The sequence below is a fragment of the Paenibacillus taichungensis genome, assembly GCF_050994985.1.
In the GTDB taxonomy this organism is placed as follows: Bacteria; Bacillota; Bacilli; order Paenibacillales; family Paenibacillaceae; genus Paenibacillus; species Paenibacillus taichungensis.
In genome coordinates, this window is record NZ_CP194720.1 from 3,023,743 (window position 1) to 3,049,595 (window position 25,853).

The following is a 25,853-nucleotide window of genomic DNA, read 5'->3' on the forward strand; positions in this document are numbered from 1 at the left end:
CTTGCCTCCTTTCTAGAAAATCCGATAATTGGCTAATCGATAGGCGAGGAAATAACCAAGCCCGATAAAGATAAACGAAACGACTGACTTAATGAGACCCAATGCGGTTGATACCGAATATTGCGCATCCTGCAGACCGATCCGATAGATCATCGTATCCAGAATGTCTCCGGATTCATAGACCAGCGGATTGTAAAGGTTGAACACTTGGTCAAATCCACCGTTAAGCACGTTACCCAGACTCAGTGTAACCATCAGAATCACGATGGGACGAATGCCAGGAAGCGTAATATGCCAGGTCTGCTTCCATCTTCCTGCTCCATCCATTACAGATGCTTCGTACAGGGATTTATCAATGTTTGTCAGTGCGGCCAAATATATAATCGTGCCAAATCCGAATTCTTTCCATTGGTCCGTAATGACGAGTATGTAAGGAAACCATTCGTTACTGGCCAGGAATTGAACAGGTTCAACCCCTATCGCCTTAAGCAGCATATTTACAATTCCTGTGCTAGGGGACAATACGTCTACAATGATACCGGCCAATATAACCCAGGAAAAGAAATGCGGCATATAGATGACCGTCTGAATTGTTCGTTTAAAACCTGTTTTGCGCACCTCATTCAGCAGCAAGGCCACAAGTACGGGAATGACCAAACCGGACACAATTTTCATCGCGGAAATAAATACCGTATTCCATACGACCTGACCGAACCCCGGCAGATCGAATAGATACCTGAAATTGTCCAGGCCGACCCAGTTCATATTTTTGAATCCGGCAATGGGAGAGAAATTCTGAAAGGCAATGGAGAGTCCCGCCATCGGAATGTAACCGAATACAATAATAATGATCAATCCAGGCAATATCATGAGATGAAGCGGAACGTTTCGTATAAATTGTCTGTAGTTGGAACGCATGAGCTGTCTCCTCCTTCAAATTCATTATAGAATCCGTCAGGAATCGGCAATAGTGTAGGCTATTTACTTTAGGTATCTTTTGTTGACTCTCTTCCCGGAACACCAAAAAACCGCGAGTATCGCGGTTCTAAGGCTGCAACATATAAACCTGGGTTTAACAGCGATCGGAAGATGGTTCTGACCACGTAGTGACTTTGTGTGAAAATTATTGGTTCAACTTATATTATTATTTTTGGATATCCATAACCAGCACATTGACCGAATGAGCAGGAAGCTGCAAAACAACCGAATCCTCCTGCAGATGTATCACTTGTTCTTGTGGAACAATTTTCTCATCATTCTTCTGGTTCACATTAGGCACATGTAGCAATGCTTCATCTCCACCAAGTGTTATCCATTTCGCAACAGAGGTAACGTTCAGATCTTGAAGGTGAATTTGGGTTGCTTTATCCACCCCATCTGCGTTCACCAGTTTCACATACACATGCTGCTCGTCTCTCGTAACGGAATGGAATACATCCCGGTTGTATGCTTCCAGCTTGTAATCCAGAATTCTGCTGGTCGTGTGACCATCGGTATAAGAGCAGATCAGATTCTTCCCTGTGTCACCACCATAATTCACCGTAATCGTATAATTCGTATCGTTCGCCAGCGGTTCATAGTTGGCTGCCCGAAGATTCCCCGCCGCGGAACTGGAAGAATAATCACCCAGAGTGTAGCCTTCTACCCCTTGTTTGTATACTTTGACTCCCGTTGCATTGCCGCCATATCCGATTGCGTATTCGATGACATCCTTTTTCTCAGGTGAACTTTCCGTCAATCCCACACCGATGGTGAAGCCATCCTCACCCGCTATGCGCTGAGCCTCGACTTCCACTTTATAATTCGACCATTCATCGTTCAGAAGATACAACCCATTCAGGCCGCTTGCCTGGGCTTTCAAAATCAGTCCTTTACCCGTCTCCAACGTGTACCCTACCGATCCCGGAATCCAAATCCACGACTCATTCAGAGCTGTCCGCTCCCTGAAATCTTCTGTAAACAGCACACTGCCATCCTGGTTCGATGTGACCGTAATCCGTTTCACCACAATGTCGGCATTGCCTGTCGCAATCTCGATACCGCCTCGTGGAATGAGTTCCATCGGTTGCCCCTTGCTGTACGTTGAAAATGAAGTGCCCAGCACCTGCTCACCCACAAATTTGGCAAAAAGCTGCTGCACATAATAATTCGGTGTATACCACACCGTTTCATCATCAAACCAGATGCCGTCCGGCGTCCAGCGATAGGTGCCGTCCGTCAGTACTTTATTGAACAATGGCGCATATGCAGCCAGGCGAACAACGTCCGCATTATTTTCAAAACCGGTCATGACTGCAGCTTCTGCGATCGCACCTGCCAGTGTATTTTTGTCCGTGGATGCATATTCTCCCACAAATACCTTGGATGTCTCTGTCCAATTCATACTGCCATCTTCATGATAAGCCCGCTCATAGTAGTTGTACCGATCCACGTTGTTCAGCAAATAGTCATTGGAGCGATAGTAGTGCTCATCCGCAATGGTATCCATATAGTTGTCCTGATTCTCATACCAAGTGACCGTCTCCTCGATGACCTCTTTGCCATCTGCAAAAGCCACCTGAGCTGATCCGGTCAGATTGCCGCTCAGGAATTTCCAGCCCTGCTGGTACGCATCATCGTCTGCCTGGGCCCCAACTGTCGAAATAATATGAAGCTCATGATCAGGATAATTACGTTTCATATACTCATCAATTGACGTCTTGAATACTTCAAAGTTGGCAAAAAATTCGGTTCCCCAGTTCTCATTACCTACGCCAAGATAACGCAGATCGAATGGTTCAGGATGTCCCATGCTGCTTCGAACGGCAGCCCAGTCGTTATGTTCAATATCCGTGCTGAGCGCGAAATCGATCAGGTCTGTAAAGTTTTGGATATAGTAATCCCTCAAAGCGCCACCCGCCGGATGTGCATAATCCGATCGAGCCTGGCACAGAACACCACAGGCCATAACCGGAACCGGAGCAGCATTCAAATCTTCTGCCAGTTGGAAATACTCCATATAACCTAGACCCATCGTCATCATGTAACCCCAGACGTTATAGTTCTCTTTGCGAAGCTCCACCGCTCCCACCGAATCCTTCCAGTCATACACATTGTCCCAAATGAACGAACCTTCGGAAATGCATCCCCCCGGAAAACGCAGAAACTTCGGATGCAGATCGACGAGGGCCTGAACCAGATCTTTCCTAAGCCGATAGTTCGGATTCCCGGTGTAGTTGGCATGTGCTGAAGCGGATACTCCCTGCTCTTTCGGATCGGCTCCCCATACATCCTGCGGAATCAACGACACCATGTCTATGGAAATGTCTCCTTCAAAGGAAAGTGCCAATTGCCCAAGCGCGGTCTCCGTTCCGGTCAAGGCCACGTTGGAATTGGTGATGTTGGGAGAATTGGGGTGAGTCAACACATGGCTGCCACTTGCATGACCGCTGAATTCGGCATTGGCCACAAGGACACGGGTATCGGAATAGGCGATCCCGTACTTCTTCCATGTGTTACCGCCCTCAACTTGCAGGGTAACAGAATCGCTGATGGCATCACCGTTCCCGTCCTGCAATTGAACCGTAATCGTTCCTGCGGATACAGCCTTGGCCCAGATGGTAAAATCGTATGCCTCTCCTTTCTTAATGGACATGGCACAATGCTGATTGGAATCCGAGAATCCGCGATTTCGAATGGTCGCACCCGCCTGAACCGTTACATAATAAGCGTTCACTTCCGGGTCTTCCACGTTAAGATGAGTGTTTATTCCGTCGGTATGCTGTACGATCATTTTCTCGGTATCCCCGGACCAGGCAAACAAAGGATCACGGTTCCGACCTGTTGAACAACCACATTCTCCAGAGTCATGTGAGTACGTATCGAATGCAAAGGATTCGAACGAACGGTTCTGAACTAACTCCGCATAGATTCCCCCATCTGCTGCATTGTTGATATCTTCGTAGAATAGGCCATACATCACTTCACTAATATCCGCCACCTGCTGGTCCCCGTGTATTGTCACGGTATAAGGCGGGAGATGCTCTGGCACAACGGACACATTAAAACTTTTATTCAGCGTATTTCCACCTTTGGTCAAAAGTGCGTTCAAACGAATCTCCTGTGCCGAGCTAAGAGGTTGAACTTCTCCATTCGCTGACAGAACTTCAGGCTGACTTGAATTCCATTGCACGTTTACCTTGCCCCCCAGTAAATCTACAGGCAATGACACATCTTTGGTAATAATCCGGGCTGGAGCAGATAAATATTTATCTCCTGCCAGCTGCACAATCTCTTCATCCGTCAGGGACTCGCACATAACTTCAATCACTTCATCCATGGACAGAGCGGCCTGATAAATCCGAAAATCGGACAGTGAGCCTGCAAAATCTACATCTGCCGCGTACTGTGAACGTCCAATATAATTGCGGCTATAATTCGCAGGGTCCACGAAGGAATCAAACCATTTGCGCAGCTTGGCATAATTGCCACTGGATGTCTGACTGATGGAACCGTCTGCCACCTTCTCACCATTCACATATACAACCGGCCCCGCACTGCTGCGTGTGCCGCCCTGACTGCCTGCCACCGATAAAGCAATATGCATCCATTCCCCGCTGGCAAATCCGCGTCCCGGGTCTACAACCAGATCATCGCCTGCGTATAACGTGCCTCGCATCTGACGAGTCAGAAATAAATAGGGACCCTTCTCGCCTTTACCGAAGTCGAAAATCCGCTCCCACACGTTCGATCCTTTGCCCAAATGGACCCATGCTGCAACAGTCACTCCGGTGTTGTCGCTTACATTTTGCAGTAAATTTGATGGCAGCTCCAAATACGATGTTCCGTTCAATCCACCGGTAAAAGTCACCGCCCATCTGCCATTCACTTCAGAAATGTTGGGTGATTTCTCTCCTGCGGCAGCTCCAACGTGCCCGTTTCCTGAGCTATCCTTGCCAATGTCGGCTGCATCTTCAAACTTATAGTGTGCGATTAGTTGATTATGAAATGTAGTCATGTTCATTCCTCCTATGTAGGTTAAATTATCGTAGATGAGCTCTCTTTAATTCGTATAAATATAAATTGATTAATAAATATATAAAAACATAATCTAATCGTATAGTATCTTATTTCGAGTAAATATTTCAATCCCAAAATTACAAACAATCTGTTATATCATAGGAATTCATACGAATACATCGACCTTTTGCCTATCTCTCTCTCCATTATCAAGTCACACTAACTCTGATATTTATAGTTTACAAATATATAAATTGATTGATAATATAACAAATGAAAGCGCTTGATCATTCGTGGTAATCAAAAGGAGGGCTGTCCAACCAGTTAACGTTTTCGGCATTGAATAGGGCTATTTTTCATTTCATGTATTGGGAAAGGGGAAACGTATGAAACGTTATTGGGTAAGCGTACTTCATATTTCTTTACTGAGCTCTGCATTACTTACGACAACAGCTTTGGCTCCCGTCTCCGTATTGGCGGACAGTCCGGGGACGGTGAGTTCCAAATCGCAAGTTTCCACATCCATTGAAAATACGGTTCCAGCATTCAGGAATGTTTCCGTTCATGACCCTTCCGTTATCAAGGTGGGGGATACCTTTTATATTTTTGGTTCACATCTTCAAGTAGCAAAGTCCAAAGATTTGATGAATTGGGATTCGGTCGCCTCCGGGGTTACAGATGACAACCCTGTTGTGCCTAATGTAACCAAGGAATTCGCTGAAGCCCTGCAATGGGCGCAGACCGATACGTTATGGGCAGCAGATGTCATTCAGTTGGCGGATGGAAAATTTTATATGTACTACAATGCGTGCAAAGGGGACTCTCCCCGCTCTGCGTTAGGCGTTGCTGTTGCAGACAACATTGAGGGGCCTTATAAGGATCAGGGTATTCTGCTCAAATCCGGCATGTGGGATGAGATCAGTGAGGATGGCACCATATACGATGCAACCATACATCCAAATGTGGTCGACCCTGATGTATTTTTCGATAAAAACGGCAAGCTCTGGATGGTGTACGGTTCCTATTCCGGGGGGATTTTCATTCTGGAGATGGATGAAACGACGGGAAAACCTCTCCCTAATCAGGGGTATGGCAAAAAACTGACCGGAGGCAATCATAGCCGAATTGAAGCACCTTATATGCTCTATAGTCCCGAAACCGACTATTATTATCTGTATCTGTCCTATGGCGGATTGGGTGCTGACGGGGGATATAACATTCGGGTAGCTCGCTCCAAAACACCTGACGGTCCTTTCCTCGATGCTGAAGGAAATGATATGATTAACGTCAAGGCGGACAAGGACAAACCCTTGTTTGATGACCGCTCGATCGAGCCTTTTGGCGTCAAATTACTGGGAAACTTCCTGTTTCAAAGACAGATCGGTGACCCAGGCACAGGTCAAGGTATCGGCTATGTATCACCAGGACATAACTCCGCTTATGTTGACGCTGAAACGGGAAAACAATTTCTGATCTTCCATTCCCGCTTTCCAGGACGCGGCGAAGAGCATGAAGTCCGCGTACATGAGATGCATATGAACTCGGAAGGATGGCCTGTCGTTTCTCCTTACCGCTATGCGGCATTGGAAGAAAACACTGCCCAACTGACAACCCAGGAGATTGCTGGTCAATACAAATGGGTGAATCACGGGAAGGAAATTACGGCCGAGATCAAATCTTCACAGACCGTTCAGTTCACACCAGATGGGCAGATTAGTGGTGCGGTGACGGGAACATGGAGTCTTGAAGCAGACAATCAGGTGCAAATCACATCGAATAATGTTGTGTATAAAGGTGTCTTCACGCATGAATGGGAGCCAGATTCCCAAAAGACGGTTCTGACCTTTAGCGCTCTCTCCTCCTCTGGCGTGGCAATCTGGGGAAGTCAGATGACTGCAATGAAGGATCAGGATATTGTCAATGCGGTGAAAAAGGATCTGAGTATCGGCGACACAGGGAACGTATTCTTCAACCTGTCCCTCCCGACCAAGGGAACACGTGATGCAGAGATTACGTGGAAATCTTCCAACACCTCTGCGCTGTCCGCTACCGGTGTAGTGAATCGTCCTCGCACGGGTAAGGGAGATGTCAAGGTGGCATTAACGGCAACGATTCGAAAAGGTAGTGCGGTAAGCTCCAAAACGTTTAACGTTATCATTCCACAGCAAGCGGTAAGTCCACTGCTTGGAGAATATACTTTTGAACAAAAGAAACTTGCAAAAATCGCACAGGATTTCAGCAAAAATGAATACCATGGCCAAGCCTTTAATGTGGCGACTTCTGTGGTTAGCAGCAAGAATCAGGCTGCAGCTTTTAACGGAACCGACAGCTATATCCAGCTGCCCGGAATCATTACCGATACGACGGATTTCACCTTTAGTGCATGGGTCAACTGGAGTGGCGGCGGAGCCTGGCAGCGAATTTTCGACTTTGGAAATGGCCTGACTAGACATATGTTCCTTACTCCCGCCCAGCATACCGGAGCTCTGCAATTCACCATTCATGATCAGGGACGAGATCAGAGCCTGATTGCTGCTGAACCGCTGCCCTCCAATCAATGGGTGCATGTCGCTGTTACCCTTCAAGGAGATACCGGCACTATGTATGTGAATGGAAAAGTCGTAGCAAGCAGCACGGAAATCACGTTTAACCCGAAAGATCTGCAAGTAACTGAAGCTTATTTGGGCAAAAGCCGCTATACAGCCGATCCCTTCTATAAAGGCTCAATGGATAACGTAAAAGTATATGAGAAAGCGTTAACCTCCAACGAAATTCTGCGTCAGGCAAAAGAAAAGCCTTAATTTATTCAAAGCCTTACGCATGGAATTGATTTGAAATAACAAAAACGCCAATCTATCGGTCGAATTCACAGACTGTTGTATTGGCGTTTTATTTCATTTCACTTTGAATAATGAATGACCATGCTTAATTTATTCGCAGAGGCTCCCGAATTTTTATAGCCATGAGCCTTATCCGCGCGAAAACGAATCGACTCCCCTTGTTTTACCGTATAATCCTCCTCCCCAACCCGAATCGTTACTTCTCCTTCAAAAACCGTAATAAATTCCTCTGCCCCTTCGATATGCGGTTCAGCATTCAAAGAAGACTCTTCATCCATTTCCATCATGTACATTTCAAAACGCCGCCCCTCTTCGAAGGTAAAATGCGGATAAATGCGAATCTTCCCCTCATCCTCCATCAATGCTTGAATATCACTGCCCGTTACAACTGTAGTATCCGACTTCGGCTCGTGAATCAAGGCGGTAAAAGAAATTTTCAGGCCGTTTGCAATTTTCCAGACTGTCGCAATTGTAGGGTTGGATTCACCCCGTTCAATCTGACCCAGCATCGTCTTGCTGATTCCAGACATCTCGGCAACCTTGTCCAGACTAAGTTTTCTTTGTTCCCTGAGCTGCTTCAAATTCTGTGCCAGAACAACATTAATGTTTTTCAATATTCAGTCACCTCTGTTTAAAAGATTATGTTGTGCTATATAGCGTACATATTGTACAATCATAAAGAACGTACGTTATAGCGTACATTTCATTTAAATATAACATACAAGAAGAATCAAATGTGGAGGACTTATGAATATCTTACCGTTACTGACTTACGCAATTGTGGCTTCATTCACACCGGGTCCCAATAACATAATCGCGATGACGCATGCAAGAAACGAAGGATTCAAAAAAATTCTTCCGTTTATTGCCGGCGTAGCAGCTGGCTGCCTGCTTATTATGTTTCTGTCCAGTTATTTCAACCTTATTCTGCATCAATACATCCCTAGGATCAAACCGGCCCTGAACATATTGGGGTGTGTATACATGATCTATTTGGCGATCAAAATTATGCGAAGTAAACCTGTGAATGCCAAAGATCCCAAGGTCAATCGTTTTACGTTTCTCTTTGGCTTCACCCTGCAATTCATCAACCCCAAAGTCATTCTGTATGGTCTTACGGCCATCTCGGTATTTGTTATGCCTCTCGGAGACTCTCATGTTCATATGATCGTATTTTCGTTACTTCTAACCATCATTGGCATTAGTGCCAATATGACTTGGGGGTTATGCGGTATGTTATTTCAGAGCTTTTTATTGAAATATGAGCGTCCTTTTAATATTCTAATGGGTGTTTTGCTCATCTATAGCGCCCTATCGATTTAATAATAAATGCAATAGAAAAAGCGTCCTCCCATCTAATGAGTTGGACGCTTTTATATTTATTTCAAATTTCCTCAGTTTGATCTCCACCACGGTTGACTTGGGTAAGCTCCCGTATTCAGCACAACCTTCTCACCGATTTTGGGCGTTGCAATAGTGACATTCAAGTCATGTGCAGCCTTGGTGATCCGTTCAACCGGCTCGTTCCAGGCATGATAGGCCAACGTAAATGCTGCCCAATGAATCGGAATGAGCAGCCCTCCCTTTACATCCAAGTGTGCCTGTACCGTTTCTTCTGGCATCATATGAATGTTGGACCAACGCTCATCATATTGCCCGCATTCCATCAGGGTCAGGTCAAAGGGTCCGTACTTACTGCCGATTTCCTTAAAATGAGGACCGTATCCGCTGTCGCCACTAAAGAAAACCTTCGTTTCTTGTCCAGCAATGACCCACGAACACCATAGTGTCGAATTGCGGTCCAATAACCCCCTGCCGGAGAAATGCCTCGCTGGCGTGCAGGCTAATGTCAAACCTTTGAAGGATAGCTCATCCCACCAGTTATGTTCGGTAATCTGTTCCGAGGGCACACCCAGTTGAATTAGTCTTCGACGCACGCCCAATGGGACGATAAAGCGCTGTGTTTTATTCTTCAATCTGCGGATAGATGAATAGTCCAGATGATCATAATGGTCATGCGATATAATGATCGCATCCAAGGCAGGAAAGTCTTCGGGTTGAATCGGCAGGTTAGTGCTGTATCGTTTCGTACCCGCCCAGGATACAGGAGATGGACGGTTGCCCAGCATTGGATCAAATAACAATCTGTGTCCTTCGATCTCAAGCAAAAAAGCCGAATGACCAAACCATGTCACCTGCGGATGATCGGATACATTTAACGATTCCGCTGGTTCATATTTCTCCACCGGAATGTTACCCGCAGGCCTTCGCTCTATACTTCTCCGCATGGAATCTTTCAACATGCTCACGAGGGAGCTGAAGCTCATACCAGCGGAGGTCGGAACCTGATTTTCGTATTTTGTCATTATTCATACCTTCTGTTCTCTATAATCAATAATTCAAGCGATCATTCAATCTTGAGTAAAACAGGAGCAATATTAGCCTTTATATTAAATCATTGTTCGTTTATAATCAATTCGCCTTCGGTAATCTGAATTTGATATCCAATCAACCCTAATGAATGGAGGACATGTTATCATGATTAAACTTATTCATGACGTAGTTGAGGACATGAACAAGCAGCTAGAACGTATTGAAACCAGCTTGAACAGGTTGAACGAGGATCAGATTTGGACCAGACTTCAGCCTGGTATGAACAGTGTGGGGAATTATTGTCTGCATTTGGCGGGCAATGAATATCAGAATCTGGTGACAGGTATCGGGAACCAGCCTCTAATCCGGGAACGCTCTGCTGAGTTCAATACCAATGGTGGTTTGAGTCGGGAGGAATTATTAGCCAAGCTTCACCAGGTGCGAACAGAATCAACTGCGATATTATCTAGTCTGGTAGAGGAGGATTTATCCAGAGAAGTGACCATTCCCTATGAGTTGACCGATTGGAATCGTATGAACCGTCGTGAGGATGAAGCCAAAGATGCGCATGAGCATAAATTTGTACGTTCTCTGTTAATAAAGGTCTCTTCCCATTACGGATACCATACCGGCCAGATCGTATTGCTGTCGAAGCTTTTACAGCCCAGCGACGAACATCTCACCGGACTGTATCACTAAACACACTATAGAAAAAATGTAGATTTAAGGTGGAATTAAGACTCTGTTTTCTCTCCAATAAGATTGGGCATATATGATAGAGAAAATACAGAGAGAGTATGTGAGAGATGATGAAAAAATTTCGCAGAAGATTATTTAAGACGTTTATATTCGGAGCAGTGGCTTTACTTCTCCTTCTGGTTACGGGCTTTATCTATCAACAAGTGAGTACCCGTCAGGATCAGAAAACATTTATTCCGCCTGGCAAGCTCTACAGCATACATGATGAAAATATGCATTTATATACGGGTGGTCAAGGAAATGCAACAGTTGTCCTTGCATCCCCGCTAATCCTTATGTAGACTATTATCCGCTTTATGAAAAGCTTGCACCGTACACGAAATTCGCGGTTTATGATCGCTTTGGCTATGGTTATAGCGATATGACCGATAAGAAACGCGATGTGGATACTGTGGCAGATGAATTGCACGAGTTATTAGAGGTATCTGGGCAAAAGCCGCCATACGTTCTGGTGGGGCACTCCCTCGGTTCGCTGGAAACGCTCCGATTTGCGCAAAAATATCCGGATGAAGTACAAGGTATTGTCATGTTGGATGGGGGAAGTCCGGAATATTACGCCAACGACACTGACGATATGGCAAGTGTGATTGGTGGCTTCATGAACCAATTTCGGATCAAAACCGGTTTGTTTCGGTTGACTCTACAGTCTGACGCTGTTCTGGAAGCCTCCAATGCCAATCGCAACGGCCTGAAGTTTGTACCAGATGATCTGAAAAAAATAGATACCACGGCTCTATTGCTTAACTATGGGAATGCGAACACTCTGGATGAGCTGCGTGAAATGACAGCCAATGCCAAGGTAGTCGTCGATAACAAAAAGCCCTTCCCGTTTTCACTAACCATACTGACAGCGGATTACTTCGGAACCAGTGAGCCGATATGGGATAAAACCCAAGCTGAATTTACGTCCTGGTCGGAACATTCCAAACATGTAACTGTAAAGGATACCGAGCATTATATTCATCAATATCACCCGGATCTTGTTGCCAATGAAATATTGGAACTGGTTAAGAAGTAGATTTCCTAAACAAACGCAAAATAGCGTAAAATTTCTTTCGAAAAAACCCCAACGATTCTGGTAATCGTCAGGGTTTTTATTTCGTTAAACTCGTTACTGTGCCAGTGCCATCCTCGGTGTTAGCGATCTGAAATGTGCCAATGCCTCTTGAACCTCCGTGCTCGTAAGACCGTGTCGATCAAAATAATGCACGATCTCCTCCATGTCAGTTCCATCACCGCTGTATATCCGCTCAATCTTTCGAATAATCTCTTGTTGTAATCGCTCCCGCAACCGCATACAACTGACAGGTTCACATAGCCAAAAATCAGTTCGCTTGACCTCACCTGTTGCAGTCCATAACAAATTCTCATATCGTATGACATCCCAATCACGATAACCCGCCTGAATCTGCTGAAGTTCTGTTGAAAACATATCATATATCAGATTGTGCGGTATGTGCCCGTATGTTATCCGAAACTGTCTCAGATTGAGGCCATCGATCCATTCTGTCAGCACAAAATTCCCCGAAGCGTACGCATACAATTCGGGAACATGATGGTTGTTTTGCAATGACATGAGCGCGTCACATTCAAATTCTCCATCCACTTTTCCACGAGGCGTATATACCTTAAGGCAATACTCTTGTAAACGATAGACAACCGACTGCTTTCCCATTAGTGAAGCTTGCATGGTCAGATGACCATTTTTCTCGTATCGATCTAGCAATTGTTCAATATTAGCAGGAATTGATTTAACCATTCTCATAAAGACGTCTCCTTGATTATAAGATACATTCTAAAACGTTTTCCTCTATCCGTTATTATTAATCTACTCTCTATATTATCTTTAAAATTTCATATGAACATATACAATTTCGCCAGAACATGAACTATTTGCTTCCAAAATCGAGATTTATTTTATTCGACTGGCAGTTTTATTTTCACTCTAATGGATGGAACCCGTTTCATGTCAAGGTACAAAAAAACGATGCCCTCTATTAATGAGAGAGCATCGTTTCATTACTAATATGACTTTCAATTAATGCATAGGTCCTTGTTGACCCTGCTGAGCACCGACCTTAACTCGTTTCACGAAGAGTGAAATGATCAGACCAATGACAGCAAGAACCAGTGCGAAAATAAATGCATTTTGTACACCGGATGTGAAGCCAGCCAACTGATTCTCTGGACTCTCCGGATCTGTCACACCGCTCAAGAAGCGTGTCTGACCTGCGCTCAATATACTTACCGCAACAGCTGTACCAATAGCTCCTGATACCTGCTGCAATGTATTCATAATCGCCGTTCCGTGAGGATAGAAATCAGGTGGCAATTGATTCAAGCCGTTGGTTTGTGCAGGCATCATGATCATTGAAATCCCGATCATCATGAAGATATGCAGCGTAATAATCTTGCCAAGGGTCGTTGTCGGAGTGATTCCTGTGTACAAGAAGAGTACAACAGTTACGATCGCAAGACCGATAATCACAAGCCACTTCGGACCAAATTTGTCAAACAGACGCCCCATAACCGGAGACAAGAATCCATTCAGCAAGCTGCCCGGCAGCAGTACCAGACCGGCAGTCAGAGCCGTAACCGCCATACCTTGTTGCAGGTACATCGGCAGGATCAGCATGGATGACAACATCATCATCATACAAAGGAAAATCAGAATCAAGCCGACTGTAAACATTGGATATTTGAATGCCCGCAGATCCATCATCGGCTGTTTCATTCTCAGTTGACGGATGCTGAACAGCAGCAAAGATAATACTCCAATAACCAGTGTGGCTACAACGATAGGACTGGTCCAGCCACCACCACTTTCCCCATGTCCTCCTGCACTACTGAATCCGTACACGATACCACCGAAACCAAGTGTGGAAAGCACAATGGAAAGAACATCAATTTTGGGCTTGGTCAAATTCGAGATATTCGGTAAGAACAGCAAGCCGCATACCAATGAAATAATGAAGAACGGCAAGGAGATCCAGAAAATCCAGTGCCAGCTCAGATTGGCCAGAATCAGACCCGAGATACTCGGACCACTTGCTGGTGCAAACATGATAACCAGACCGATCAATCCCATGGCAGCGCCACGTTTTTCAATCGGGAAAATAACCAATATGGTGTTGAACATTAGTGGCAGTAACAGAGCTGTACCTACAGCTTGCAATACCCGTGCCACCAAGAGAATTTCAAAGCTCGGTGCAATAGCAGCAACTAGCGTTCCTGCAATCGAAAAAATCAGAGAAGTTGTGAACAACTGTCTCGTTGAAAACCATTGTAACAGCATACCGGAAACCGGCACCAAAATACCCAAAACGAGCAAATAACCTGTCGTTAACCATTGAATGGTCGTTGGTCCAACTTCGAGCAAGCCCATAAGTGGTGTCAATGCCACATTTAGTGCAGTTTCACCGAACAGACCAATAAAACCGCTAAGTAGCATAGCGAATAAAATCGGAAATACTTTATATTGTTTTGTTTCTTGTTGATCCTTTACAGAACCAGCCTTCATGGCAGCTTCCACAATCCCATCCTCCTCAAACAATCTGACGATTTCTATTTCTCTTTACGAAGCTTACTGCTTCTCTTTTGCATTTTTCGCCACAACGGACAAATAATCAGCAGCCGTCAGCAAGGGCTGTTTGTCCTGGTTGGTCAGGCTGATAATCAACGCGCCCTCCATTAAGGAAATGACGAGTAGTCCCATCTCTTGTGCTTTCATTTCGCCTATGCCATCCAAAATCAGATGTTTCGTAATGATTTGCTGCCATCCTGCAAACACGTCCTGACATGCAATTCGCAATTGATGACTGATGCACGAGGTCTCCACGGCTGCCCAGAAACTAAATGGAAGAAAACCCGTAAACCCTGCCGCCTCCGTTTCAATGGCTAAGTCATGAATAAATTGCTGAATGGCATCCCCCGTATTATCATGAGCAGCAAATACTTCTTCAAACTTCTGCAGAATGTTTTCATTGGCTTTTTGAATACACTCATGAGCGAGCTCTTCTTTGCCATGTGGGAAATAATGATATAACGAGCCTTTTGGCGTACTGCTCTCCTTAATAATCTGATTTAGACCGGTCGCATGATATCCTTGTGAAAAAAACAGTCTGGCTGCTGTGCTGACGATTAGTTCTCTAGCATTAGACTTTTCACTCAATAAAGCCACATCCTTAAATGAATTATAACAATCGGTCTATATAATTAAAACCGTTTCGAAAAACACTGTCAACCCTTATATTTCGGCCTTTTTTTGTGATAGCGCTATCAATTCAATGCACGGAAAGAACAGGAGCAAATTATCCTTGATAACATTTTAAAAACATAATATCCTATTGGGATAGTATGTATTAACCATGATATACTGATATCATTACAATAATGAATAGAAAGGTGTTTGCCATGGAAATGCGAATGATCAAGACCTTTCAAACGATTGTAAAGCTCGGGAGCTTTCAACAGGCAGCAGAAGCTTTGCAGTATTCACAACCCGCTATTACACTGCATATGCAGAAGCTTGAAGCCGATCTGGGTATGAAATTACTGGATAGAGGCAAAAAGATTAAATTGACGGAAGCGGGGAAAATTTTTTACGCCAGAGCCGATCAGCTCTTAAAGGAATACGAGTATTTGACAAATACGATCACAGACATTCAACAGGGACAAGCGGGGTTTGTACGAATTGGAGTATCCGAGCCAACAGCCAGCCATCGGCTTCCTGCTATTCTGTCTTCTTTTGTTAAACAGAATCCCAAGATTAAGCTCAGCGTGCGAATCGGGGACAGTAAGTTGCTTAATGAATTGCTAATTGATGAGCAGCTTGACTTTGCCGTCTGCCCTTCTCCTGAGACGAGTATGGAGACCGAGTTTCAACCGCTGCTTTTTGAACCGATGGCATTGCTGTTGTATGATTCACATCCATTTGCTCAGGGTGATGAAATCCATTTGGCAGATCTGAAAGGACAACAATTCCTATTCACACCCCCTAATTGCCCGATTCGCATCCGCATTGAGCAGTTATTGGCCGAGAAAATCGACAGCGATTATCAGGGAATCGAAATAAGCAATATCCGGTCTCACAAGTATTATGTACAAGCCAAATTAGGCATAACCATTGCTCCGATTGCAACAATCTGCCCAGCCATTCCCGGTACTGTTATCCAAAAAATTGCCGATCTCAAGGTTGGGCCCATTGCAGGCATTTTGCGTAAGCGAAATATACCGCTTGGTTCCGCGAGCGAAAAGCTCATGCTCGACATTCGAGCTGCGCTGCTTCAGAGCAATTTATATGTTCCTGAATTTGAACTCCCTTCCCAGCTGGCTATGCCATAAAACTGACTCACCAGCTGCCATTCTATTTTCAGGATGCGAACTGTTACTTGAGTCTGCCTGCCGTGCGTCCACCATCAACCGTTAATATGCTGCCTGTAATAAATGAAGCCTGGTCTGAGGTCAGATACAATATCGCTTGGGGAGCGTCATCTGGACCTGATGTCCGGCCTAGCGGTGTAATTTTGATCATATGTTCTGTATGCTCCTTCGTCATCACACTAACCTCGCTGCCGGGTGCATAACCCGGCACAACCGCATTTACCCGAATGCGATAGGGCGACAACTCCAGGGCAAAGGTTTTGGTCAGCATCTCGATCCCTACTTTTGAAACCGAATAATTCCCCATGCCGACACCTGCGGTGGAAGCTGCCCCAGAGCTTATATTAATGAAGGAACCTTCTACTTCGCTCGCAATCATCTGTTTGGCAAAATGCTGAGTGAGCAGGAATGGCGCTGCCAGATTCAGATCCATCGTCTCATTCCAGTGTTGAAGTGTCATATTCATGAGTGTGCGGTATGGATATATTCCCGCATTATTGATGACAATATCCGGCGCTTTCCATTGCTGCTCGACCACTTGAACCAATTCATTAATGGAGTGTTCATCCACAAGATTCGTTACATGCCAGTGAACATCCACTCCCTCCTGCCTCAGCTTGTCTACTGTACTTCTTAGGGCATCCTCCCGGATATCGGACAAATAAAGGCTCGCGCCTTCGGCGGCATATGCTTGTGCAATCCATTGGCCAAAAACACCTGCCGCTCCGGTAATGACTACCCTTTTCCCTGCAAATGTTCGTTCCGGCATGACAGTCGCTCCTCTATATCATGATGTTCTTGCTGTAAACAGGCTGCTTGAACTTGGGTTAATTCAAAACGAGATTCTTTTCGGCCTCCACGACAAGTCGCACTGCCTGCTTTATTTCATAACCAATCCGATTCACCTGACGTATAAGTGATGTTTGGAGTCTGAAAAAGGCTTCACTTCCTACTTCGGCTGTCGCCAGAAGCTCGATGTCTGACAGCGCAGGCACAAGTGAATGACTGCCTGCGGCGTCATGTTCATAGCGGCTGCCTCGCACATAATTGATGGGCACCAGCCATCTGCTAAGTGACAATATCGTTCGGTTCGCTTCTGTAACAGAATCATCCGGCAGGGACGTGGAGCCTATCCGGTCATAGAAATGGTCCGTGGCATTCTGTAGCTGCTGGATCCTGCTTGTTAAGCGTGAAAGATCAAGCTTGTCTCCGATAAGTTCTGTGTAGTAACCAACTCGTTCGGAAAGGGTTCGGATCGCCTGTCTCTGGTCAAGTGGAATAATGGGAGAAGAGGCAGCATTATGGACAGCTGCTGCGTACACTTTGCAATCACGTGCCAGATAATCTCCGTCAATTTTGTCCAGCGTATCCTCAGTCGTATGCCACCACCAGCCAAACCAGCCCTCAGGCTGATAGGACAGCCCCATAAAAGCGGACGGAAGTCCAGCACCCCAGAAGGACTGATCTCCCGACCTTCCAAATGGAGAACCGCGAAAAGGTTCATCCGTGACGGTACGTATGACATTTGCACATAGTGTCCGTGTCTCTGCCATTGTATTGGCTGCACCGAGCTGACTCGCTCCCTTGGCGCCCACGGAATCAATATTGATATGCAGCACCCCGTTTTCGTGCAAATCTTCCCAATGAAGATCGCTGTATAATGCAGAGCCGGCATATCTGCCGTGGGAATGGCCTGACCAAAATGCGAACCGAACGGAGCGCCGCAGCGTGTTACGATGCAATGATAATACCCGTGCCGTCTCCACCATGACTGCATTGGCGGAGCCGTTATCCATAGCCCCATAATGCCATGAATCCACATGTCCGCTAAACAACACAAAGGATTCAGGTTCTTTCGTCCCCTTTATCTCAGCAATCAAGGTCGGAATGTTCACCCAGTCTGTGCGCACTTCCGCGGTCAACGTAATCTCTACATTCTCTCTTTCTTCCGCGGCGATTAAAGACTTGATCTGCTCTCCATCTGAATGGTTGACCGACAGAACCGGAATAGACGGATAGCCATCATCCTCTGGTGTCGGATTTCCCCACACGGAGGAAACGATCATTTCATGCGTGTACGCACCACTATTGATAAATATGACCGCTGCTGCACCCAACTGCTGCAAACGATAAATCGTGGGACCATTCGCAAGTCCGTGAACGACCACCGCTTGACCTGTCACTTGATTGGCCCAGTCGGTCTGGTCTGAATCCTTTAGCTCTATGAATCTCAAAAGCGTGCTCAACTGTTCCGCCTGGGCTGACATGGAGTGCGTGATAGCTGCAAAAGAAATGCCGCCGACCTTAAGTTCTGCACTGACAGGGATACTGATGTAGGCTTTGTCAAACGTAAGTTCGGTGGTCAACCCAAAATCCTCAAGCTGTTCCTTAATATAATGGAATGCCCGTAGTTCCTCTTCGGAACCCGATAAACGAATCTCCTTCGCAATCTGTCTGTTGTATTCAAGCAAGAAATCACGGTCGATCTCATGCAGTATGGAGTGCACCTCCGACTGCTGCTTCAACTCAGTCATGTCGATTCCCTCTCTCCTCATTGCCTGCTGAAACACTCAGGGCAACCCTTGTTTCATCATCACTGCTCTGGTTCAAGTAACGGATGGCTGCTTCTCCAAGAACCGATATACCTGTAACAATCGCTTGCTCTTCAAAAATAATGGAATCACTGTGAAGGGGCAGCTCTGATCGGGCATCTTCTTCTGTAACCGTGCCGAGCCGGAATATGGCACCTGGCACATATTCGAGATACGCTCCAAAATCTTCGGCGCCCATGGATGGCTCCTTCAGATACACCACGGCTTCCCGGCCAATGGTATCTGCCGCTGCCTGTTCAATCACATCGACAATATGATCATCGTTTATTACAGGAGAACCGCCGCGGTAGTAATCAAATTCCGCTTTTCCACCGAACCCTTCCGCAATGGTCTCAATGAGTCGCTTCATATATACTGGCACTGCTTCACGCGTCTCAGGATTGTGCGTACGAATGGTACCTCTGAGTTGAACCTCCCCAGCGATAACGTTATACGCATTGCTATTGCTTTGCAGTTTCGTAATCGAGATGACAGAAGAATCAAGCGGAGACAAGTTTCGGGATACTACCGTTTGTAACGCAGTTATAATCTGGGCAGCAATGATGACCGGATCGATGGTTCGATGCGGATAGGCAGCATGTCCCCCTTTTCCCGTCACTCGTATATCAAAAGCATCTGCCGCTGCCAGCATGGCCCCTTTTCTCAAACCAATCTTGCCAGCAGGCAAATCCGGCCACACGTGGAGCGCAATGATCGCATTCACTTCCGGATTATGCAATACACCTGCATCAATCAGATCCGTTGCCCCTCCTTGAACTTCCTCAGCAGGCTGGAATATGAACTTCACTGTTCCCTGGAGCTCATCCCTGTGCTCACTTAATGCGGCTGCTGTTCCAAGAAGAATGGCGGTATGCACATCATGCCCACAAGCATGCATCACCCCTTCGCGAACGCTGGCAAACGGCAATCCTGTCTTCTCTAAGATAGGCAGTGCATCCATATCAGCGCGAATTCCAATGGTTCTTCCCTCACGTCCGCCTTTCAAAAGCCCGACAACCCCTGTGCCGCCTACACCCGTCTCTACTTCGAGACCAACGTCCTCCAAAAATTGAGCAACCAGCTTGGCCGTTTCAAACTCCTGGTGACCAAGCTCAGGATTCTGGTGAATATGGCGGCGAAGCCGTATAGCTTCGTCCTTCCACTTTTCGGCTGAACTACGAAAACTCATTGTTTCATTCCTCCTCTATTCATCGTATAAATGACACTGCACTTCACGGTCTGGAGCGACGAATCGTTTCTGTGGAACGACCTGTCGGCATGTCTCCATAACGTATGGGCATCGGGTATGAAAAACGCAACCGGCAGGTAGATGAAGTGGCGATGGGATCTCACCGCTTAATACAACTCTTTCCCTTTTGGCACGAGGATTCGGGATCGGTACCGCAGACAATAATGATTTGGTATAAGGATGCAAAGGATCGGCAAATAAAGCTTCTGCTGGCCCCTGCTCCACCATCTCGCCCAAATACATCACACCGATGCGGTCGGCAATATGGCGTACAACGCTAAGGTCATGTGCAATGAATAAATAGGAGATGCCCAGCTCCTCCTGAACCTCTTCCAGCAAATTAATAACCTGGGACTGAATCGATACGTCCAGCGCCGATACGGGTTCATCACATATAATGAGCTTCGGTCCAAGGGCCAACGCTTTGGCGATGCCCAGCCTTTGACGCTGACCACCTGAAAATTCATGAGGAAACCGCTCGTAATGTTCTTCACTGAATCCTACTTTGCGCAGCAACGACATGGCTGTTTCCGTTCTGTCCCGTTTGTTGCCCTTCTTGTGGATTAACAGCGGTTCTTCTATGGAGTAACCGATGCGTTTACGAGGGTCCAACGAGGTGTACGGGTCCTGAAATACCATCTGCATATGCTGCCTGTAGCTTCGCAATTCTTTTTTGCTTAACCCCAGAATATCTGTGCCCTCATAAAATGCTTCCCCTGATGTTGGCTCAACAAGTCGGAGAATCGACCGCCCGAGTGTGCTTTTACCGCAGCCGGATTCGCCCACCAGGCCAAAGGTTTGTCCTTGGTGGATGTCAAAGGATACCCCGTTGACGGCCTTGACTTGCCCCTTGGTTCTACCAAAAGAAGATCGAACAGGGAAATGTTTGTTCAGATTGCTAACCTGCAGCAGCGGCTTCGACTCATCCAATGATTTCGAGTTCATGTGTCTCCTCCTGAATCGTTACTATTCCGGGATACCAGCAGCGTACCAAATGTTTCTCTTCCACCTGTTTCAAGGAAGGTGCTGCCCGCAAGCATTGTTCATCCGCATAAGCGCATCTTGGAGCGAATCGGCAGCCTGTTGGAACCTGATGCAGCGCGGGTACCGTTCCCTCAATGACATGAAGCTTGCTGTGCTGCTCGCCATCAATACGGGGAATGGATTTCATTAAACCTGACGTATACGGATGCTGGGGATTGAAAAATAAATCGTCCACGCTCGCCTCCTCCACGACCTGTCCAAGATACATAACGGCCACTCTCGTACACGTCTCTGCGACTACACCCAGATCATGTGTAATCAGGATGACACCAAGTCCCGTCTTCGCTTGCAGACTTTCGATCAGCTCCAGTATTTGCGCCTGAATCGTCACATCCAGTGCCGTTGTCGGTTCATCTGCGATAAGCAGTTTCGGATTACAGGCAAGTGCCATGGCAATCATGACCCGCTGTCGCATGCCTCCCGAAATTTCATGCGGATGCTCATCCACCCTCTTTTCAGGTGAAGGGATACCTGTCATACGCAGTAGATCCACGGCAGCAAGACGCGCCTGTCTGCCATTCATGTCTTGATGCAGCTTCAAGCTCTCGGCAATTTGTTTGCCAATCGTCTGAACCGGATTCAGGGAAGACATGGGGTCTTGAAAGATCATGGAGAGTTCATTGCCACGAATGCGTTCCATTTGTCTTTTGGATAAGCTTAAGAGATTGGTTCCTTCGTAGAGGACTTCACCCGAGTAATCCACGTAATCTTCGTCAAACAGTCTGAGAATGGATTCGGCGGTTACGCTTTTCCCGCAACCGGACTCACCTACGATACCCAGCGTCTCCCCGGCAAGGACATGGAAGGATACGCCTTCCACCGGGTGAATGGTTCCTTTTTCGGTTGAAATGGACACTTTCAGGTCCTTCACCTCAAGCAGCGGTTGTTTTCCCACGACGTCTCCCCCTTTTCACCTTATTCGTATGTGGGTCGAGCAGATCTCTAAGGCCATCGCCGAACAGGTTCAGACCCAGTACAACGAGCACCAAGAAAATGCCCGGGAAGACAGTCATCCACCAAGCGTTGTAGATCACTGTTTTTCCGTCAAAAAGCATATTCCCGAGACTTGGGGACGGGGAAGGAATACCCGCTCCAAGAAAACTTAGAGAGGCTTCCGTCAGGATCGATACGGCAAAAATAAAGCTGGATTGGATAATGAGCGGAGACAGCGTATTGGGCGCCATATGAATCCAAATAATGCGCCAGCTGCTTGCTCCCTGCGCATGCAACGCTTCAATATAAGTTAACTCCCGAATGACCAGCGCCTTGGAACGAATAATCCGAGCCATCGATGGAATGAAGATAATACTTAGGGCGATAATGACATTACCCGGATTTGGGCCAAGAGCCGCCATAATAGAGATGGCAAGCAAAATGGACGGAAAAGCGAACAAACCGTCACAGATGCGCATAAAGATGTGATCCAGCACCGAATAACTTGCGGATAACAGCCCAACAATCATGCCGATCAAAGAAGATACGACCGTAACAGCAAAACCAACCGCAACCGAAATACGCAAACCATATACGGCGCGAGTGAATACATCACGTCCAAAGTTATCTGTGCCAAATATGTGCTGCAAGTTGGGCCCTTTAAGTCGATTCACCGGATCAATCTGTAACGGCCCGTATGGTGTAAGCAGCGGCCCGATGATTACCAGCAGCACAACAACAAGCAGAATTCCCGCCCCTGTGGTTAACAACTGATTATGCATAAAACGTCTGAATGCGATGCGACTGCTCTTCCCTTTTTGAAGTCTTGACGCAGCGATGGTGGTATCCGGATTGGTTATCAAGTTGTCTCCACCTCCTTCATCTCTTGCTTAATCGAACTCGTGGATCGACCAAACCATACAACAAATCAACGATTAGATTTACGAACACATAAGCAACCGTAACCAGCAGCACGGAACCCTGAATAACAGAGTAATCTCTTCGGCTTATCGAATTGACGATGAGCTGTCCCACTCCCGGAATATTGAATAGCGTTTCTATTACCGCAGCACCAGTAACCAGCCCACCGAATGATTCCCCAATAACTGTGAGAATAGGGATGAATGCAACGCGTAACGCGTGTGTATATACGATCGTTTTTTCTTTGACTCCCTTGGCTTTGGCGGTTTTGATAAAATTGCCGGACATCACATCCAGGATGGAGGATCTTGTCATTCGGGTAATGAGCGCTGCCTGAATGATGCCGAGCACGATGCCAGGGAGCAACAGATACTTGATATGCTGCCACAAACCCTCTGTGAGTGGTTGATACCCTGCAACGGGAAGCCAGCGCAGCTTCACGCTAAAGAACATCACCAGCAGTGATCCCAACAGAAAGCTCGGAATGGAGATTCCCAGCATGGAGAAACCCATCACCGATTGGTCCACGATGGTCCCTCTTCGCTTGACTGCTGTAATGCCAAGGAACAAGGCGAGAAACACACCAATCACCTGTGCAATGATCGCAAGGGACAATGTAGGCGCCAGTCGTTCAAAAAAAGCCTCTGTCACAGGTTTGTCCAGAAAGATGGACTCCCCCAAATTCCCGGATAACAGCCCCAGCAACCAAATGCCGAATTGCTCATAGATCGGCCTGTCCAAGCCCAGCTTGCTTCTTAGCTCATCGATATCGGCTTTGCTTGCCTCTTCACCCAGCAGAATCGCAGCGGGGTCACCTGGTGTGACATGGATAATGGAGAACACCACAATTGCTACTACAAAAAGGACAGGTATCAAGGACAATAACCGACGAACAATATATCCACCCATATGAGGGCCACCTCACTTTCCAATGGCAAACGGAAAGGCGTATTCCTGTAGTAGCGATGCTACGCCTTTTCATCCGCTGCCTTTCCTTTTAACTATTTGTTATTGGTTGTATTCCAGAAGATCGGGCCCAAAATATTCTGGAAACCACTGATATTTTTCGATAGCGCTGTAACCTGTTTGGTGTGCCCGATCTGAGAGAATGGAACTTCGGTCCATACAAATTGCTGCAATTCGTCAATGAGCGGCCTTGCGGCCTCTACTGAATCGGACGTCCGAATTCCTTGAAGTAGCTCGCTCAGTTTTTCGCTTTTCAGCAGCCCTGCTCCCCCTCCCCAAAATGCATACTGGTAGAACGTAGGCCGGAACGCATAACTCATCGGGTAGATATCCCATCCTGTGCCTGTCCCGAGTTTTTCCTGCAAAGTAGGCCAATCATAGACATCCAGCTTGACCTTGACGCCAATCGACTCCAGCTCCTGCTGCAAAACAACCGCCACGTTATATTGATCCACATAATCTCTCGTCGTGAAAATTTTGATTTCTTCGCCGTTATAGCCTGCTTCCTGAAGCAGTTGCTTTGCTTTATCCGCGTTAGCTTGGCTGTACGATTCTTTGCCTGCTTCCGAATACCAGTTCGGATATTCCGGTAGAACCAGAGAGGATGTCTTCACATAAAATTGTGGATCACGGAAAGCCGATGTCAGTATGTCATCCACATTCTGAACGGCATTGACAGCCTGCCGAAGTTTGACGTTCTTGAACAAGCCGTCATTACTGTTGTAGAAATATCCAATCATGCCTCCCGGACTGAGGAAGGTTTGCAAGTCGGGATTGTCCGCAATCTGCTGTTCATTATCCACAGAGATATTCAGCGCAATGTCGTATTCCCCGGAAGTAATCCCGGCAAGACGGGTTGACTCGTCTGTTACGAAGCGGAAGTACAGGTCATCGACCAGCGCTTCCTTTTTTCCACCTGCTCCATCACTCGGCTCGGCACGGGCGGAGTAATCGTCATATTTTTTCAAATGAATATACTGATCCTGCTTCCACTCCTCCAATTGAAACGGACCTGTACCGATGAATGATTTGATACCTTTATCATCTGCTTCATCAACTACTTCTTTCGGGTAGATCGCCGCTGCTGGAATCGGATCAGCAAGAAGTTGCAGTGTTAGCAGAAATGGTGTTTTCAATTGAAGTACGACGGTATATGGGTCCGTTTCTTTGGCCTCGGCACCCACAAAGTTCGCTTTACCATGACTTGACAGTTTGATCCAGCGATTCAATGAAGCAACTACGTCCTCCGCGTGCAGTTCCTTGCCATTATGAAACTTCACACCTTGGCGCAGATGGAATGTATAGGATAACTTGTCGTCGCTAATCTCATAGGATTCTGCCAGCAGCGGAATGACCTGTGCATTTTTATCCAACGTTACCAGCTGCTCATAGATCTCGCGTGAAATATCCTTGACCGCTGTATTGGAAGACACATGTGCATCCAGTGTAACTGGTTGTGTTGGATAGCCAATGTTCAGTGCCCCGCCTGTCTTGCCTTCTGCCGATGTCTGCTGTGCTGGAGTTTCACCGGTTGTTGAAGAGGCCTGTGTACTCTGCTGGCCCTCTCCACCTGAAGCGCAACCTGCCAGAAGCAGGAATGCCAGAATCATCATTAAAGCAGGCTTGGTATGTTTTCTCATCATGTAACCCCTCTCGCTCTCATGCATAATGTTAAATCCAATTTCACTGCCCTGAATGATATACAAGTGTTCATGTCGGATTAGTGAAAATTGGTATTTTCAGGCTAAGGGAACAGAGGTCTTTTGTAAAATAAGCAATCCTAATGTGTTAATTCAT

The 25,853-nt window shown here is 46.5% G+C and carries 21 protein-coding genes; 6 read left to right on the forward strand and 15 right to left on the reverse strand.

The annotated features are described in order from the left end of the window. Positions 1-12: 12 nt before the first annotated feature. On the reverse strand, positions 13-918 hold the full coding sequence (locus ACR1R9_RS13475) for an ABC transporter permease (RefSeq protein WP_064638694.1): 906 nt from the start codon (positions 916-918) through the stop codon (positions 13-15). Positions 919-1,144: 226 nt separating this feature from the next. Continuing rightward, a complete protein-coding gene (locus ACR1R9_RS13480; protein ID WP_433923439.1) occupies positions 1,145-4,996 on the reverse strand; it encodes an alpha-L-arabinofuranosidase C-terminal domain-containing protein in 3,852 nt (1,283 codons plus the stop codon). Between the two features lie 388 nt (positions 4,997-5,384). On the opposite strand from ACR1R9_RS13480, the gene ACR1R9_RS13485 reads away from it, so the two are divergent. Continuing rightward, on the forward strand, positions 5,385-7,799 hold the full coding sequence (locus tag ACR1R9_RS13485) for a family 43 glycosylhydrolase (protein WP_076288337.1): 2,415 nt from the start codon (positions 5,385-5,387) through the stop codon (positions 7,797-7,799). 98 nt (positions 7,800-7,897) lie between these two features. Here the strand turns inward: ACR1R9_RS13485 and ACR1R9_RS13490 are convergent, their stop codons facing one another. Then, on the reverse strand, positions 7,898-8,452 hold the full coding sequence (locus ACR1R9_RS13490; RefSeq protein WP_076288336.1) for a helix-turn-helix domain-containing protein: 555 nt from the start codon (positions 8,450-8,452) through the stop codon (positions 7,898-7,900). A gap of 133 nt (positions 8,453-8,585) precedes the next feature. On the opposite strand from ACR1R9_RS13490, the gene ACR1R9_RS13495 reads away from it, so the two are divergent. Next, positions 8,586-9,161 carry a LysE family transporter gene (locus ACR1R9_RS13495; RefSeq protein ID WP_433923438.1) on the forward strand — a complete coding sequence of 192 codons (576 nt, stop codon included), beginning with the start codon at positions 8,586-8,588 and terminating at the stop codon, positions 9,159-9,161. A gap of 71 nt (positions 9,162-9,232) precedes the next feature. On the opposite strand, the gene ACR1R9_RS13500 is transcribed toward ACR1R9_RS13495, so the two are convergent. Beyond that, on the reverse strand, positions 9,233-10,204 hold the full coding sequence (locus tag ACR1R9_RS13500) for an MBL fold metallo-hydrolase (protein WP_433923437.1): 972 nt from the start codon (positions 10,202-10,204) through the stop codon (positions 9,233-9,235). 172 nt (positions 10,205-10,376) lie between these two features. Between ACR1R9_RS13500 and ACR1R9_RS13505 the strand changes: the two genes are divergently transcribed. The 3 genes from ACR1R9_RS13505 (at position 10,377) to ACR1R9_RS13515 (ending at position 11,988) form a co-directional block, all read left to right on the forward strand. Continuing rightward, positions 10,377-10,910 carry a DUF1572 family protein gene (locus ACR1R9_RS13505; RefSeq protein WP_326064376.1) on the forward strand — a complete coding sequence of 178 codons (534 nt, stop codon included), beginning with the start codon at positions 10,377-10,379 and terminating at the stop codon, positions 10,908-10,910. Positions 10,911-11,017: 107 nt separating this feature from the next. After that, a complete protein-coding gene (locus ACR1R9_RS13510; protein ID WP_433923436.1) occupies positions 11,018-11,251 on the forward strand; it encodes a hypothetical protein in 234 nt (77 codons plus the stop codon). Continuing rightward, on the forward strand, positions 11,230-11,988 hold the full coding sequence (locus ACR1R9_RS13515) for an alpha/beta fold hydrolase (RefSeq protein ID WP_433956459.1): 759 nt from the start codon (positions 11,230-11,232) through the stop codon (positions 11,986-11,988). Before ACR1R9_RS13510 ends, ACR1R9_RS13515 begins: the two co-directional genes overlap by 22 nt. 93 nt (positions 11,989-12,081) lie before the next feature. On the opposite strand, the gene ACR1R9_RS13520 is transcribed toward ACR1R9_RS13515, so the two are convergent. The 3 genes from ACR1R9_RS13520 to ACR1R9_RS13530 form a co-directional block, all read right to left on the reverse strand. Further along, positions 12,082-12,735 carry a hypothetical protein gene (locus tag ACR1R9_RS13520; protein WP_175382683.1) on the reverse strand — a complete coding sequence of 218 codons (654 nt, stop codon included), beginning with the start codon at positions 12,733-12,735 and terminating at the stop codon, positions 12,082-12,084. A 273-nt stretch (positions 12,736-13,008) separates the two neighbouring features. Then, entirely contained in the window at positions 13,009-14,490 is a 1,482-nt protein-coding gene (locus tag ACR1R9_RS13525) for a DHA2 family efflux MFS transporter permease subunit (protein ID WP_076288859.1), read from the reverse strand. A 63-nt stretch (positions 14,491-14,553) separates the two neighbouring features. Next, positions 14,554-15,141: a TetR/AcrR family transcriptional regulator gene (locus ACR1R9_RS13530; RefSeq protein WP_099854444.1), complete on the reverse strand. Its 588-nt coding sequence runs from the start codon at positions 15,139-15,141 to the stop codon at positions 14,554-14,556. Positions 15,142-15,383: 242 nt separating this feature from the next. Between ACR1R9_RS13530 and ACR1R9_RS13535 the strand changes: the two genes are divergently transcribed. Further along, on the forward strand, positions 15,384-16,313 hold the full coding sequence (locus ACR1R9_RS13535) for a LysR family transcriptional regulator (protein WP_079694381.1): 930 nt from the start codon (positions 15,384-15,386) through the stop codon (positions 16,311-16,313). A 43-nt stretch (positions 16,314-16,356) separates the two neighbouring features. Here ACR1R9_RS13535 and ACR1R9_RS13540 read toward each other — a convergent pair whose 3' ends face one another. From ACR1R9_RS13540 to ACR1R9_RS13575, 8 genes are all read right to left on the reverse strand, one after another. Then, a complete protein-coding gene (locus tag ACR1R9_RS13540) occupies positions 16,357-17,121 on the reverse strand; it encodes an SDR family NAD(P)-dependent oxidoreductase (protein ID WP_433923435.1) in 765 nt (254 codons plus the stop codon). 58 nt (positions 17,122-17,179) lie between these two features. Further along, on the reverse strand, positions 17,180-18,886 hold the full coding sequence (locus ACR1R9_RS13545) for a M28 family peptidase (protein ID WP_433923434.1): 1,707 nt from the start codon (positions 18,884-18,886) through the stop codon (positions 17,180-17,182). Further along, on the reverse strand, positions 18,879-20,132 hold the full coding sequence (locus tag ACR1R9_RS13550) for a M20 metallopeptidase family protein (protein WP_433923433.1): 1,254 nt from the start codon (positions 20,130-20,132) through the stop codon (positions 18,879-18,881). Before ACR1R9_RS13550 ends, ACR1R9_RS13545 begins: the two co-directional genes overlap by 8 nt. Before the next feature lie 15 nt (positions 20,133-20,147). Beyond that, a complete protein-coding gene (locus ACR1R9_RS13555) occupies positions 20,148-21,137 on the reverse strand; it encodes an ABC transporter ATP-binding protein (protein WP_433923432.1) in 990 nt (329 codons plus the stop codon). Further along, on the reverse strand, positions 21,115-22,131 hold the full coding sequence (locus tag ACR1R9_RS13560) for an ABC transporter ATP-binding protein (protein WP_433923431.1): 1,017 nt from the start codon (positions 22,129-22,131) through the stop codon (positions 21,115-21,117). Before ACR1R9_RS13560 ends, ACR1R9_RS13555 begins: the two co-directional genes overlap by 23 nt. Further along, entirely contained in the window at positions 22,109-23,032 is a 924-nt protein-coding gene (locus ACR1R9_RS13565; RefSeq protein WP_433923430.1) for an ABC transporter permease, read from the reverse strand. Before ACR1R9_RS13565 ends, ACR1R9_RS13560 begins: the two co-directional genes overlap by 23 nt. Before the next feature lie 16 nt (positions 23,033-23,048). Continuing rightward, the gene (locus ACR1R9_RS13570) at positions 23,049-23,999 is read right to left on the reverse strand and encodes an ABC transporter permease (protein ID WP_076288318.1); all 951 of its coding nucleotides are present in this window, start codon (positions 23,997-23,999) and stop codon (positions 23,049-23,051) included. A 92-nt stretch (positions 24,000-24,091) separates the two neighbouring features. After that, a complete protein-coding gene (locus ACR1R9_RS13575) occupies positions 24,092-25,699 on the reverse strand; it encodes an ABC transporter substrate-binding protein (RefSeq protein WP_076288317.1) in 1,608 nt (535 codons plus the stop codon). Positions 25,700-25,853 lie beyond the last annotated feature (154 nt).